This window comes from Salinispora oceanensis (assembly GCF_000383575.1).
GTDB classification, from domain to species: domain Bacteria; phylum Actinomycetota; class Actinomycetes; order Mycobacteriales; family Micromonosporaceae; genus Micromonospora; species Micromonospora oceanensis.
On the sequence record NZ_KB911579.1, the window covers coordinates 4698554 to 4711221 of the forward strand.

Annotated in this window: 12 protein-coding genes; 8 read left to right on the forward strand and 4 right to left on the reverse strand. The window is 68.6% G+C overall.

Annotated elements, in window-relative coordinates; translation table 11 throughout:
* Positions 1 to 97 precede the first annotated feature (97 nt).
* The gene (locus SALPAC4_RS0121490) at positions 98 to 1681 is read right to left on the reverse strand and encodes a DUF6194 family protein (protein WP_019872106.1); all 1584 of its coding nucleotides are present in this window, start codon (positions 1679 to 1681) and stop codon (positions 98 to 100) included.
* A gap of 83 nt (positions 1682 to 1764) precedes the next feature.
* Between SALPAC4_RS0121490 and SALPAC4_RS0121495 the strand changes: the two genes are divergently transcribed.
* The gene (locus SALPAC4_RS0121495; RefSeq protein ID WP_019872107.1) at positions 1765 to 2493 is read left to right on the forward strand and encodes a MerR family transcriptional regulator; all 729 of its coding nucleotides are present in this window, start codon (positions 1765 to 1767) and stop codon (positions 2491 to 2493) included.
* 8 nt (positions 2494 to 2501) lie between these two features.
* Here SALPAC4_RS0121495 and SALPAC4_RS0121500 read toward each other — a convergent pair whose 3' ends face one another.
* The gene (locus SALPAC4_RS0121500; RefSeq protein ID WP_019872108.1) at positions 2502 to 3089 is read right to left on the reverse strand and encodes a GNAT family N-acetyltransferase; all 588 of its coding nucleotides are present in this window, start codon (positions 3087 to 3089) and stop codon (positions 2502 to 2504) included.
* A 287-nt stretch (positions 3090 to 3376) separates the two neighbouring features.
* Between SALPAC4_RS0121500 and SALPAC4_RS0121505 the strand changes: the two genes are divergently transcribed.
* The 4 genes from SALPAC4_RS0121505 to SALPAC4_RS0121520 all read left to right on the forward strand — a co-directional run bounded on the left by SALPAC4_RS0121505 (position 3377) and on the right by SALPAC4_RS0121520 (position 7108).
* Entirely contained in the window at positions 3377 to 3901 is a 525-nt protein-coding gene (locus tag SALPAC4_RS0121505) for an ImmA/IrrE family metallo-endopeptidase (RefSeq protein WP_027644959.1), read from the forward strand.
* Complete coding sequence (locus SALPAC4_RS0121510) at positions 3898 to 5157, forward strand: MAB_1171c family putative transporter (protein ID WP_019872110.1); 1260 nt, start codon at positions 3898 to 3900, stop codon at positions 5155 to 5157. The genes SALPAC4_RS0121505 and SALPAC4_RS0121510 overlap by 4 nt, the downstream gene beginning before the upstream one ends.
* On the forward strand, positions 5154 to 6344 hold the full coding sequence (locus SALPAC4_RS0121515) for a cytochrome P450 family protein (RefSeq protein ID WP_019872111.1): 1191 nt from the start codon (positions 5154 to 5156) through the stop codon (positions 6342 to 6344). The genes SALPAC4_RS0121510 and SALPAC4_RS0121515 overlap by 4 nt, the downstream gene beginning before the upstream one ends.
* A 281-nt stretch (positions 6345 to 6625) precedes the next feature.
* Positions 6626 to 7108, forward strand: a complete 483-nt coding sequence (locus SALPAC4_RS0121520) for a helix-turn-helix domain-containing protein (protein WP_019872112.1) — start codon at positions 6626 to 6628, stop codon at positions 7106 to 7108.
* A gap of 264 nt (positions 7109 to 7372) precedes the next feature.
* On the opposite strand, the gene SALPAC4_RS0121525 is transcribed toward SALPAC4_RS0121520, so the two are convergent.
* Entirely contained in the window at positions 7373 to 8248 is an 876-nt protein-coding gene (locus SALPAC4_RS0121525) for a PIG-L family deacetylase (protein WP_223874815.1), read from the reverse strand.
* A 37-nt stretch (positions 8249 to 8285) separates the two neighbouring features.
* A complete protein-coding gene (locus SALPAC4_RS0121530) occupies positions 8286 to 8861 on the reverse strand; it encodes a hypothetical protein (RefSeq protein ID WP_027644960.1) in 576 nt (191 codons plus the stop codon).
* A gap of 465 nt (positions 8862 to 9326) precedes the next feature.
* Here SALPAC4_RS0121530 and SALPAC4_RS0121535 point away from each other — a divergent pair, with 465 nt between their 5' ends.
* The 3 genes from SALPAC4_RS0121535 (at position 9327) to SALPAC4_RS0121545 (ending at position 12242) form a co-directional block, all read left to right on the forward strand.
* Positions 9327 to 9704 carry a VOC family protein gene (locus SALPAC4_RS0121535; RefSeq protein ID WP_019872115.1) on the forward strand — a complete coding sequence of 126 codons (378 nt, stop codon included), beginning with the start codon at positions 9327 to 9329 and terminating at the stop codon, positions 9702 to 9704.
* Between the two features lie 290 nt (positions 9705 to 9994).
* A complete protein-coding gene (locus tag SALPAC4_RS0121540) occupies positions 9995 to 11128 on the forward strand; it encodes a hypothetical protein (RefSeq protein ID WP_019872116.1) in 1134 nt (377 codons plus the stop codon).
* Between the two features lie 46 nt (positions 11129 to 11174).
* Entirely contained in the window at positions 11175 to 12242 is a 1068-nt protein-coding gene (locus SALPAC4_RS0121545; RefSeq protein WP_019872117.1) for a glucose-1-phosphate thymidylyltransferase, read from the forward strand.
* Positions 12243 to 12668: the final 426 nt, after the last annotated feature.

Sequence of the window (12668 nt, forward strand, 5' to 3'; positions counted from 1 at the left end):
CTTTCGCCCGCGCCCTGCACGACGCGTTGATCACCTACCCGGGCGCGAGCGTCGCGGTGGCCGCGCACCGGCTGGGACGCCGACTGCCACCGCAGTGCTAGCCGGCAGCAGATTCTGCTGATCCGCTGCGGGAGCGAGCCCGAGCCACCAGCCGGGTCACCTCCGCCACGGTGGCCGGGCCCGGATTGACCACGCTGACCCAGCCCTGCTCGGCGTAGACCGGATGGGGCAGCAGGCGGTCCGTCTCCGCGAAGTCGAGCCGGTCGCGGTGTGCGGCGAACTCCTCCGGGCCGTAGCCGAACAGGTTGCGGAACTCGGTGCGTCCCACCTCGACGTTCAGCCGGTACCGTCCGGGGTCGGCCAGGCGGGACCGCTCGTCGAAGCCCGGGGTGTCGTGCCCGACGATTGTGGCGAACGGTCGCGCCCGGTCCGCGCCGGTGAAGAAGAACCGGTCGCCCCAGGTGCGCGGCGGGTGCTCAGGGCCCGGCGGGGTCCGGGTCTCGGTCACCCCCATCAGGCCAGCGATCCGGGCCGCGTCGGCCGCGCCCGGTTCGGAACCGATGTGCAGGATCGCGTCGCAGGTCCCGACCGTCGCCGCTGCAAGCGACGACAGCCCGAGCAGGTTGGCCGCGCGTTCACGGAGCTCATCGCCCTTGGGCGGCGGGAAGATCCCGGTTTCGGCGCCGAGTTGGTGCTCGTAGGTGCCGGGCTCCGGCGGCCCGAGACCGAGCGGCCCGCTCGCCCCGAGACTGCCGGCCACGTACACGTACCTTCTGCCGAGCGAGGCAGACACGATCGAGCCGGCGCCGTTCCACTGGAAGGCCAGGTCCTGGCCCTCCCAGTGGCTGTCCCACCGGCTCGGGTGCCGTTGCAGGTGGGAGTTGTGGGCGGAGACCAGGACCGGCCCCCGGTCCCGTTCGCGGGTGAGGATGTCCAGCAGATTTTGCGCCATCAGCGCATCCCGGACGGCGAGCAGGCGACGGATGCGCTGCGGCTGGGTGCCCGGTACGGCCATCGCGCCGTGGTAGGTGAGCAGGCCGACAACCACGCCGGCGAGGACCGTGGCGCGGTTCCAGGACCCCAGCGATGTCTCCCGGATCAGGCGAGGCGCGTCGGCGTACAGCTGTGTACGGAAGTCCTCGGCGATCCCGCGTAGCGTCGTCGCCTCCCGTGACCGGCCGGGAGATCGCGTCGCGTCGTACATGATTTCGGGGGCGGTCCAGCGCTCCTCAGCGCCGACGAGGCCGTCCAGGTCGGAGACGGCTTCGCCGAGGTAGTCGCGCAGTTCACGCAGCATCGGCCCGGGACTGGGCGCGCCGGTGATCTCGGTTGGGGCGTCGAAGCCGTGGAAGGTGACGCGCTCGTCGGGCGGCAGCTTCTCGTTGTGGGCGCGCAGCCAGTCGACCAGTTCGCGGCTGGCGGGGTGGGTGCCCCAGCCGTGGCTGATGCCGGTGCTCAGGTCCACCTCGTCGCGGCGGCCCTGCACATAGTCGTTGACGGTGAGCCCGGCGGCCCGGTCCGATTCGATGGCGATGGACCGGAAGCCCTGCCCGACGAGGGTTTCGAGGATCCGATTGCGTAGGTGGGGGAAGGCCGGCTCACCGTGGTAGGGCTCGCCGATCGCGAGCAGCCGCGGCCGGTGGGCACGGACAAGGGCCTGCAACTCCGTATCGAAAGCCATGACCTTAACCGTATCGTTGAACCTTCGGTTTAAACTGTGGCCATCGTTTACCGGGAGAATGGCTGTTGAAGTTTCAAAAGGCGGTGTACCGTCCGGTGGATCTGGCCCGGATGCACGGGCTCTCCGCGCAGGCGGTCCGCAACTACGAGGCGGCCGGAGTGATCCCGCCGGCTTCGCGGACGGCGACCGGCTACCGCAGCTACACCGACGACCATGCGGGAGCGCTGACCGCCTACGTCGCGCTTGTTCGGGGGTACGGTTTCCAGCCGGCCGGGGAGATCATGAGGTCGGTCCTCCGGGGCGACCTCCCATCCGCCCTGGCCGTCGTGGATGCCGCCCACGTACTGCTGCACCGCGACCGGGAGACCCTGGACCAGGTCGCCGCAGCGGCCGTCGTGCTGGCGTCCGAATCGACCTCGGTCGCGCCCGATCCGGCCTCGTCGGTCTCCGTCGGTGTTCTCGCCCATCGGCTCGGTGTCACCCCAGCGACGCTGCGTAAATGGGAGCGGGCGGGCATCCTGGCCCCAGCCCGGTCCCGGACCGCGCGGGTCTACTCACCCGAGGACGTACGCGACGCCGAGCTCGCCCACCTCCTGCGACGCGGGGGCTACCTGCTGCACCACATCGCCGCGGTGATCGAGCAGGTGCGCGCCGCCGGAGGGGCCGGCCCACTGGCGGCGTCGATCGAACAGTGGCAGGAGCGGATCACCGCCCGTGGCCGGGCGATGCTCACCGGGTCCGCTCGCCTCGCGGACTACCTCTCCTATCTTGAGCTGACTCGCGGGGACGCCGCAGCCTCGCCCGACGGGTGAACCGGCGCTCAGCCAGATTCGCGGTCCGTCCGGTTGGCCAGCCATTCCTGGCGGGTGGCCGCGTACTCAACCTCACCGTGCTCGCTGCCCGGCAGCGGGTCGTCGAAGTGCCGGTGGAAGGTGCGTACGTAGTCCAGCCCGATCGCGGCCATGGTCGCCCGGGAGGGCAGGTTCACTGCCATCGTCTCGGCGAAGATGCGGCGCAGGCCCAGGTCGGCGAAGCCGTGCCGGATCAGTTCACGGGCACCCTCGCTGGCCAGACCTTGACGCCAGTACCGGCGCAGTAGTCGGTAGCCCAACTCCGCCTGCCCCTCAACCGGCCCCTGATCCGCGCGTTCCGGCGGCTCCAAAATCCACCATCCGACAAACGAGCCCGCCACCAGCCCGGCCCAGAAACCGAGCCCGGGGACTGCCGAGGCGGCGGCCACTCGCCGCCGATGCGCCTGCTCGACCTCCGCCCGGTGCCGCGGCTGGCCCAGGTAGCGCATGACTTCCGGATCCGCGTCGAGCTGGACCTCACCGTCCAAGTGATCGTCGTTCAACGGCACGAGTTGGATTCGCGCGGTCCGCAAAGTCAGCTGAGTCACGAGCGGCATCCTGTCCTGGTCGAACGGGTCACCTCAATCGATTTAACCTGCGCCGGTTGCGTCCAGGGAAGTACTGGGTCTCGGCAGCGGGCGGTTCGGGTGGGGCGCGCCCGACGGACAGCAGCTGGTGGTGTCGCCCCCTGGCAGCGTGACGTTTCCGCACTGAAGGCTCCTATACTCGGCGAAGCCATGATCCCGGGCGGTTGTGCGAGGGACTCGGAGGCTGCGGGGGATGGTCGTCGTCAAGGGCCTCTGGTATCGCAGTGACAGAAGCCAAGCAGCTGGGGAGTGTTGACATGGGCAAGACAGCCCTTCGGCGGCGGTGTGAGCGGATCCTGTCCGGTCTTGACCTACCGGATCCATTCGGCATAGACGAGCTGTGTCTACAGCTGGGTGAGCAGCGAGGGCGACCCATCCACCTCATCCCAATCGAGCTTCCGCCGGGCGGGGCATGCGGCATGTGGGCGAGCACATCGGACTTCGATGCGATCTTCTACCAGAAGAACACCAGCTCGCTGCATCAGGCGCACATCCAGGCCCATGAGATCGGGCACCTGATTTGTGATCACAGCGCCGTCTCCGTTGACGGCGCGGGCGCTGTCCTGCTGCTGCCGGGTCTCGACCCCGCTCTGGTGCGGCGCATGATGAATCGGCGCGACTACACCGGTCGGGAGGAGCGGGAGGCGGAGGTGTTCGCGTCCCTGTTGCTGGAGCGCACCAGCTCGTGGACTCCCCAGCGAGCCAATCGTCCGCCGGAGGCCGAGTCGATCACCCACCGCCTCATCCGCTCGCTTGGTAACGGAGGCCAGGCGACTCAATGACCGCTGTCGAGCAGGCCACGGAGCAGTTCAACATTCTCTACCCGGTATGCGCGGTGGCGGCCTTCGCCACCGCGGCCTATCGGCTCTGGCGCCTGCGTCAGGACCCGGAAAACGTCGCGCTTGCCGGGCTGGCGGGATATCTGGCGTGCTTCGTTCTCGCGTTCACCTTCGCTACCCCGGTGGTCTACAGCAAAGTCGGTGCGCTGACTGGGATGACGAATCTGGCGACGCTGGTGGTGTATGTCGCCGTCATCGGGACCGCTCTCGCACAGACCGCCGTTCAGGCGTGGTGGCTGTATCCGCGGAATCGGGCGGTGCCCGCGATCAGACGGCGCCTCACCTACTTCATCGCGACGCTGGTGGCGATGGCAGTGCTCTTCGCCCTCGCGCCGGTTGACGACGCCGAGCATCCGGTCGACTTCGACGCGCACTACGCCGCTACCCCGCTCGCGGCAGCGTTCCTGCTTATCTACCTGGCGGCCTTCTCCGCCATGCAGCTCGACCTGGCCATCACCTCACGTCGGTGTGCCAGGGCCGTAAAGGATCAGACGTGGCTACGTCGGGGGCTGCACACCGTCGCCGCCGGAGGGCTGGTGTCTCAGGGGTACGCCGCCATCAAGGCCGGCACGCTGATCGGCCTGTGGGCCGGACCCGATGAGACCTTGGCTCGCTGGAACATCCAGGCTGCGCCGATCGTGGCCAGCCTCGCGGCGTTGCTGATTACCGGTGGCTGGATCATGCCAGCATGGGCGCGGCAGCTCGACGGGTTGTCGGCTTGGCTACGGCTGCTCCGGACCTACCAGCGCCTGTATCCGCTCTGGGTCGACCTGTGTCGCAGCACCGACAACGAGTACGCGTTGGACAAACCCACCTCCCGGCTGGTCGACACGGCTCGCGCGGCGCGGGACGTCAAGATGCGGACCTACCGTTTGATCATTGAGATACGCGACGCGCAGCTGGCTTTGCGGCCCTATCTCGATGCCGCCGAAGTCGACCGGGCCCGCCGTAGCGGTGCACGCGCCGGACTGGCCGGAGTCGAGCTGGAAGCCGTCGTCGAGGCGGCCGCCCTCGCCGCCTCGATCGCTGGCAAGCAAGGCGGCCACTCGACCGACGAAGAGTCGATGACCGGCCACACCGAGGTCGGCGGGGATCTTGCCAGCGAGGTTGACTGGCTGACCCAGGTGGCTCGGGCATACCGGGATTCACCGATCGTCGCCGTTGCCAAGCTCCCCCCGTCGGTCCGGGAGTTGGCATGACGGCACAACCGGCTCCCGTCTTTGACCAGCGCCTGCTTCGTGACCCGCACCGACGGTACAACGCGTTGCGGGACCAGGCTCCGGTCCATCGCGTCCGCACGCCAGATGGAGCCCCCGCGTGGCTTGTCACCCGCTACGACGACGTGCGAGCGGCGTTTACCGACCCGCGCCTGTCGGTCGACAAACGTTTCAGCGGTACCGATGGTGAGCACGGTTCGTCGCTGCCTCCCGAGTTGGATGCGCATCTACTCAACCGTGACCCGCCCGACCACACGCGGCTCCGACGCCTGGCGGCTGCCGCCTTCACCCCCCGTCGCGTCGCCGACCTGCGCCCCGCGGTGGAGAAGACCGTCAGCACCCTGCTGGACGGTCTCGCCGGCAACGACCACGCGGAGCTGATCGGCTCCCTCGCATCACCGCTACCGCTGCAGGTCATGCATGAACTCCTCGGCTTGCCCACCCAGACCAGCGTCGACTTTCGGACGTGGACGAACACGCTGCTGTCCGCCGACGCCAACCAGCCCGCCCAGTCCCGATCGGCCATGGCCAACATGCGCCGCTTCCTGATCGAACAGGTGGCGCACAAGAGAGCGCAGCCCGGCGACGACCTGTTGACCGGTCTCCTCTGCGTCCGTGAGGACGACGACGGGCTCACCGACGATGAACTCGTCGCGATGCTCTTCCTGCTGATGTTCGCTGGCTACGACAACACTGCTGCGCTCATCGGCAACGCCATCCACGCGTTGCTCACCAACGTGGAGCTGGCCGAGGCGGTACGCACCGGATCGCTTGCCGTCGACGAACTTGTCGATGGCGTCCTGCGGTGGAACCCTTCCTTCCCGCTCGCGGTGCGACGATTCGCCCGGGAACCGATCACCATCGCGGGCCAGACAATTCCCGCAGGGGATCGCATCTGGCTCTGTCTGGCCAGCGCAAACCGCGACCCCGCACACTTCACTGAACCCGATGAAATCGGCATAGCCGACATGCGACGCCCGCACCTGTCCTTCGGGCACGGCATCCATTACTGTCTGGGCGCACCACTTGCGCGCCTCCAGACGACCGTGGCCGTCGCCAGCCTGTTCGATCGCTTCCCCGGGATACGACTGGCCGTGCCGGTCCAGGACATACAGTGGCGGGAATCGTTTCGACTGCGCGGACTGGTCGCCCTACCGGTGTCCCTGTAGTGCGAAGGTCTTGGGCGCCGGCGCTCCGCGTTGACGTCCACGCGGCCCTCGTCGGGGGAGGACGCTGCTCCCTCGCGTGCGCCCCGTGTCGCGCGAGGGAGCACCCTCAGGCCTGCCGCAACACTGTGGTAGGCCACATCCCTGGTTCCCGCTACCCTGGTAGTTGATCGTGAACGACTTGCAGCATAGGCTCAAACAGGCCCACGCTCAACACATAAGTAGCCTACTCGTGGCATTAGCACCACTAGAGTGGCAACGGATTGCACAGCTGGGAGGATCGCATGGCTACCGCGAATAAGCCGAGCGCCGCACCACCCACCCTTCAAGACAAGATCAACTTGCTTGTTGAGTTACCCCTCCCCGCTGAGCTCGAACCGAGCGCACCAGGCAACCTGGACCGGGTCGGTGAGCGGGTCAGAGCGATCGCCGCCGCCGCCGGGATCTCCGAGTCGCTGATCAACGCGCTACGCAACGGGCAGCGCAGCAACCCCACCATGTCGACCATGCGCAAGCTGGCCGACCTCTACAAGATTGATCCCGCCTACTTCACTGACGGTCCGCTCGGTGCCCACATATTTAAGGAGCTGCGGCTCCTACAGACGTTGGCCGAGACTAAACGGGGGCACACATCGCAGCTGAAAATCGCTTTCCGCAACCACTTTGAGCTATCCGACAAAGGCGCCGCCACGGCGCTGCACATGTTGGAACACCTGCGTGACCTTGAAGCCCAGCACCTCGCCCCCGAACGCGAGGCTGACCGGTGAATGAGCAGCAGACCCGCAGCAACCGCTGGTGCGATAGGCGTGACGCTGGCGGCATCACCCAGGTGCTCATCGCACCGGACCTGGCCGCCGCACCCGCATCTGCTGCGAGGAGAGGGTGGGCGAAATCGCATCGGGCGCCCGGGTCATATCCATCGCCAAGCGTTCGACGGCGACCTTGACTACCTGCACTCGAACCGCTCAGGCGGCTGAGGGCGCAACCAAAGTCGGAGGTGAACAGGGCCCCGGTACCGGTCAGGGTTGATTTCACCGGGGGTGGAGCCGTTCGAAGCGGTCGGTGTGCCAGTCGGCGGCGTCCATGGCGAGCCGGACAAGGACCGAATCGCCGAGTCGGTCGAGGCGTTCGGCCAGTTCATGGTGCGAGTAAGTGCCCAGCCCAGGGGTGTATGCATCGAGGGCGGCTCTGCGGCGGCCAGCGATCTCACGTGGACATGTGATGAGATTTTCGACGGCGTCGTCGTTTCTTCCCTGGACTCGGCCGGAACCTACTTGCCGGTGCGGCAGTATCGTTTTAGCTAGGGCGTGTGCCGCGAGGACGTGGCGCCTTAGGAGCAGCGCTCCCCATGCTTGCCGGGGTCGCCAGCCGGGTGTCACCAGCGCGTCGCGGACCGCGTGGTTGATGGCGATGTGGTCAGGGTGCCCGGTCAGACCTAGGCAATCGACGGTCAGGATCGTCGTTGGCCTGATGTGATCGATGCAGGCCCGAACAGCGCTGGCGAGCACTGCAGGATCCTCGTCAGCCAAAGTCTCCGGCCCACTGTCGCCGGTGTCGACCCACCGGCCGGCTTCGGTGAGGTAATCCCAGTCGGCGATTCCCAGCAGACGGCAGGACCGGTCCAGTTGCCCGGCCCGCGTGTCTCGCGCGCGTGCCGCATCACCTTGATCGGCGGCGAGCAGCCCGGCTTCACCGCCGGTGCCCACTCGGAGAGAGACCTGGCACCCCTGCTCGGCCAGTGCGATGGTCGCCGCAGCCGTTGCGAAGACCTCATCGTCCGGGTGGGCGTGAATCACGAGGACACGGCCGATCGAGGGGCCGGAGTCGATATCCATGATCTGCCTGTTCATCGATGGGTTATGCGGATGGGTGGGCGGCCTGACGGTGTTGCCAGCCAAAAGTTCCATCGGTGTCAGGCGCGGCTCTGCCCCTGTTTGGCCAGCTTCAGCTGGGGGCCGCCGTTTCGGCGGGCCGGGCATCGGTCCACAGCCATTCGAAGTGCTCCAAGAGCCGACTGAACGGCCCCTCTTTCTTACGCTGCCGGAAGTGCTGTGTCAGCGAGTCGTGCCCCAGCCCCGCGCCGATGTGCGTGGCCAGCACCGCCTCGTCGTCGAAAATCCACACCGACGTGGCGATGTGGCGGTCGCTCAACCGCACGGGCATCAAGTCCGCGGCACCCGACCGGGCGACTTCCATCCGCGTCATGTTGATGCGGGTGGCCAGTTTGAGCGGGTGGGACTCGACGTCGTCTCTCGCCCGGGTGGCCATCGAGTCCGGGTCGCCGAGCAGCCACCGGATGTCCACCCCCTCGCTAGCTTTTGCCGCCAGGTGCGTGTGGGCTTGTGGCGCATCAAGCCACAGGAAGTATGAGGTGTATCCGCCGAAGTACATCCGCTGCCGAGCAGAGGTCATCATGTCCCGCCAGAAGTGGCGGGGAAGGTCGGCCCGTCGCGGGTACGTCGCAACCAACTCCCGGTCGGTGCCGGCTAGTCGGCGACGCATCAACTCGGGCCACAGCATCTCAGGGTCCTTTCCCAGGGGCTTCGAGACGGCTTGACGCGTGGGCAGATGAGGGACCATCTCTTTTGGTCTGATCCGTCGATCAGCGAACAGTGCGCCGAATTGGTCGCAGGGCACTCTCATGTTGGGGAGAGGGAGGCGGAGTGGCTTTCCCGCGATGTGGTTTGTGTGGTTGTGCCGATTGGCTGCCCCAACACGGAATCTCCTCCCTCGGGGCATCACTCCCTGCAGGGGCGCAGAGAAGTGCTGACCGTCGATGAATCGATGAGTTGGTACAGGGTTTGGTGGTCGGTTGTTGGGTCTGGGTCAGTGACGATCAGCTCATCCGTTGACGGTACGACGATGGGCCACCTGGATGCACTGGTCCGGGTGGTCCGCAGGCCAACTGACCGTCAATCGACCGGCCCGGCTGGCGCTGGACCGTGCGAGGATGTCGACCGTGATCTGGGGAGCGCGGTGCGATCAATGACGGCCGAGCTGGAGTGTGTTGTTCTGGACTGTCCGGATCCGCGCGAGCTAGCCGAATTCTACCAGGGGCTGCTCGGTGGGAAGGTGAACCAGGTTGATCCACGGTGGAACATTGACGACGACTGGGCCACCCTGCACACCCCCGCTGGGTTCGTCCTCGCCTTCCAACGGGTCGCTACCTATCGGCGGCCGCGTTGGCCCGCTCCGGAGCATCCGCAGCAGTTCCACTTTGACTTTCGGGTAGTCGATCTTGATGTGGCGGAGCGGCAGGTGCTGACGCTCGGCGGGACCGTGCTGGACCGCGACCGGGGCTGGCGGGTCTATGCCGACCCGGCCGGACACCCGTTCTGCCTCCTGCCAAACCGATCCACCTGATGTTGCCGAACGACGTGCAGGCTTAATCGGGTAAGCGTGACGAGTTGATCGGCTGGCATCGGTGCGGACGTCAGTCACGAGCACGGTGTCGATCCGCTGAGTACCGCGCTGCTGGCCGGGAACTTCCTCGCCGTGGTCACGGTCGTTGTGCTGCTGATCCTCCCGCCGCCGCCGCGGCGGACCTCGCCGCCGGGGCCCTGACCGCCGCGCGGCCCGGCATCTCGCGGCGTGCCAGGCCGCCCGCACGCCGCGAGATGCGGTGTCCACGACGGCACTGCGAGCCTGATCGCATGCGCCGAACGTCGACCGCCGACCCGGCCGGGCGCGCTCACCTCCTGGGCCGCTGGGCCGGCACCCTCGATCACCACACGGCAGCGCTGGCGGTGTGGCTCGCCGCCAGGCGCCGGTGCTGGTGGCGGCCGTTGCTGGCCGGGACGCCGGTGCTGGCGGTCACGCCGCAGCCGGACGGCCTGGTGCGCTTCGAACACCATCCGCGGCCACCGCTGGAGGCCCTCGGGCTGGAGCTGCGCTACGCCGACGACTGGGCCACGGCCCGCGGCGCCTATCGGCGGGAACTGGCCGAGAGCGGGGCGCTGGTGATCTGCGGCGACGCGTACAACGTGCCGTGGCAGCGCGGCCACCGGCGGTGGCACGCGCCGTACTGGTTCACGGTGCTGCGGGACGGCGCTGATTGGGTGGTCGAGGATCCCCTCTCGACGGAGGCGCAGGGGAGGCCGGCCGGCCCGCTGCGGGTTCGGGTTGAACCAGGCCAGCTCCTGCGCTGGTCCCGGGCGCCGCAGCTGTACACCGCCGTCCAGCACCTGCGCGAGCTGAGCGTCGTGGGTCACGGCCCGCCCGGCCTCGGCGTGCGCTACCGGTGGCTGGCCCGGGCGCGGGCGCCACATCCCGGCCGGCCGGAGCCCACCCGGCTGGTCGGTGCGGACGCCGTCAACGGGCTCGCCATCCGGTTCCGGACGGCGCCGCCGGACGACCCGATCCACCGGCAGGTCGACGACGTGCGCCACGTGCTGCGGCAGCGCGAGCTGGTGGTCGCCGCTGGCGGGGTGGACCCCGACCTGGTGCCGCCGCACGTGCGGGAGCATTGGCGGCTTGCGGTGGCCGGCTGGCGCCGGGTCGTGGCCGCGCTGGTGCAGGTCCGGTCGGGCACGGGCGGCGGATCGCCGGTCGACTCGCGCGAACTGGCCGATACGACGGGTGCGGTCGCCCGGTTCGAGACCGTTGCGTGGCGGCTCGCGGATGCCGGCGCGTCGCCGTGGCCGCCGGACGAGGACCTGTCCCTGACCGCGACCGGCGACGAGGCCGACCGCTGGCTGGACCTCGCCCAGGCGTACCGGGGCTCGCCCGGCCCGGGCCGGCAGCCGGGCCAGTTCGCCGGCCGCGCCACTGTCCCGCCAGAGCGCTGAGCCGGGCCGGCGCGCCGGATCCGAGTCACCTGAGGAAGGGCGGATTGTGAAAGCACTCATTCTGGCGGGCGGAACCGGCATACGTTTACGGCCGTTCACCTATTCGATTCCGAAACAACTCGTCTCGATCGCGAACCGGCCCGTCCTGGACTATGTGATCCAAAGTGTGCGCGACGCCGGAATCACCGACATCGGCCTGATCGTCGGAACTCGGGAGGACGCCTTCCGGGCCGCCGTCGGCGATGGCGCGCGGCTCGCGGTCCGTCTCACCTATCTGCGGCAGGATCGGCCGCTCGGCCTGGCGCACGCGGTGCGGCTGGCCCACCCGTTCCTCGGCACCAGCGACTTCCTTATGCATCTCGGTGACAACTACCTGTCTGGCGGCGTCGCGGCGGCGGTCCGGGAGTTCCGTGACCGCCGGCCCGCAGCCCAGCTGGTGCTGCACCGGGTGACGGATCCGCGGGCCTTCGGGGTCGCCGAGGTCCGGCCGGACGGGCGCGTCACGCGGGTCGAGGAGAAGCCGGCTCGGCCGCGCAGCGATCTGGCGGTCACCGGTGCCTACCTTTTCACCGAGGCGGTGCACAAGGCGGTGGAGGCGATCGAGCCGAGCGCCCGCGGTGAACTGGAGATCACCGACGCCGTCCAGTGGCTCGTCGACAGCGGCGCCGACGTGCGCGGCCGCGAGCACCACGGCTTCTGGCGGGACGTCGGCGGGGTCGACGACCTCTTGGCGGTCAACCGCGAGGTACTGGGCGGCCTGCCACCCGCCGTACGGGGCGACGTCGACGCCGCCAGCGAGTTGCGCGGCCGGGTGGTCGTCGAGCGAGGTGCACGGGTGATCCGGTCGCGCGTTGAAGGACCGGCGATCATCGGCGCCGGCACCGTGGTCGAGGACAGCCGGATCGACCCGGCCACATCGATCGGGCGCGACTGCGTGATCCGTACCGCGCAGCTCGCCGACTCGGTGGTGTTCGACGGCGCGCGCATCGAGGCGATCGGTGCCCTGAGTGGGTCGGTGATCGGCCGGCACGCCACGATCCGGACCGCGGAGCCGGACCGGACCGGACATCGACTGATCGTCGGTGACCACACCTACGTCGGGACCACCCGCTGACCGCCCTAGACGCCCGACATTTTCCAGAATGAGCTATTGAGTGTCAACCAGTGACGACCGCCGATGTTACGGATATGGTGCGTTCGTGCTAACGACACGCGGGACGGCCCGTCCGGGGGTACCGGCACCGCGCGATGCCCGACCGGGACCGTCGCGCGTGGCACGAATCGGGGTGACCGGCGACATCGTAGGGGCGGGTGCGACAGCGCGGTGGCCGGTCCCGGGTGCCGCCCGGGCGAGCCCGCTCGCTACCTCTGCGTAGCAGCACCTGGAGTGGGCCTGAGCCGGTTTGACGGACATCCGCCCGCCACGTGGTCGGCTGGGCCGTCGCCGGCCATCTACGCACCGACCTGGCCCTGTCCAACACCGTCGTATCACGACGCCCGGCCGGCCCGGTGGTGATCCACAGCGACAGGGGCTGCCGGG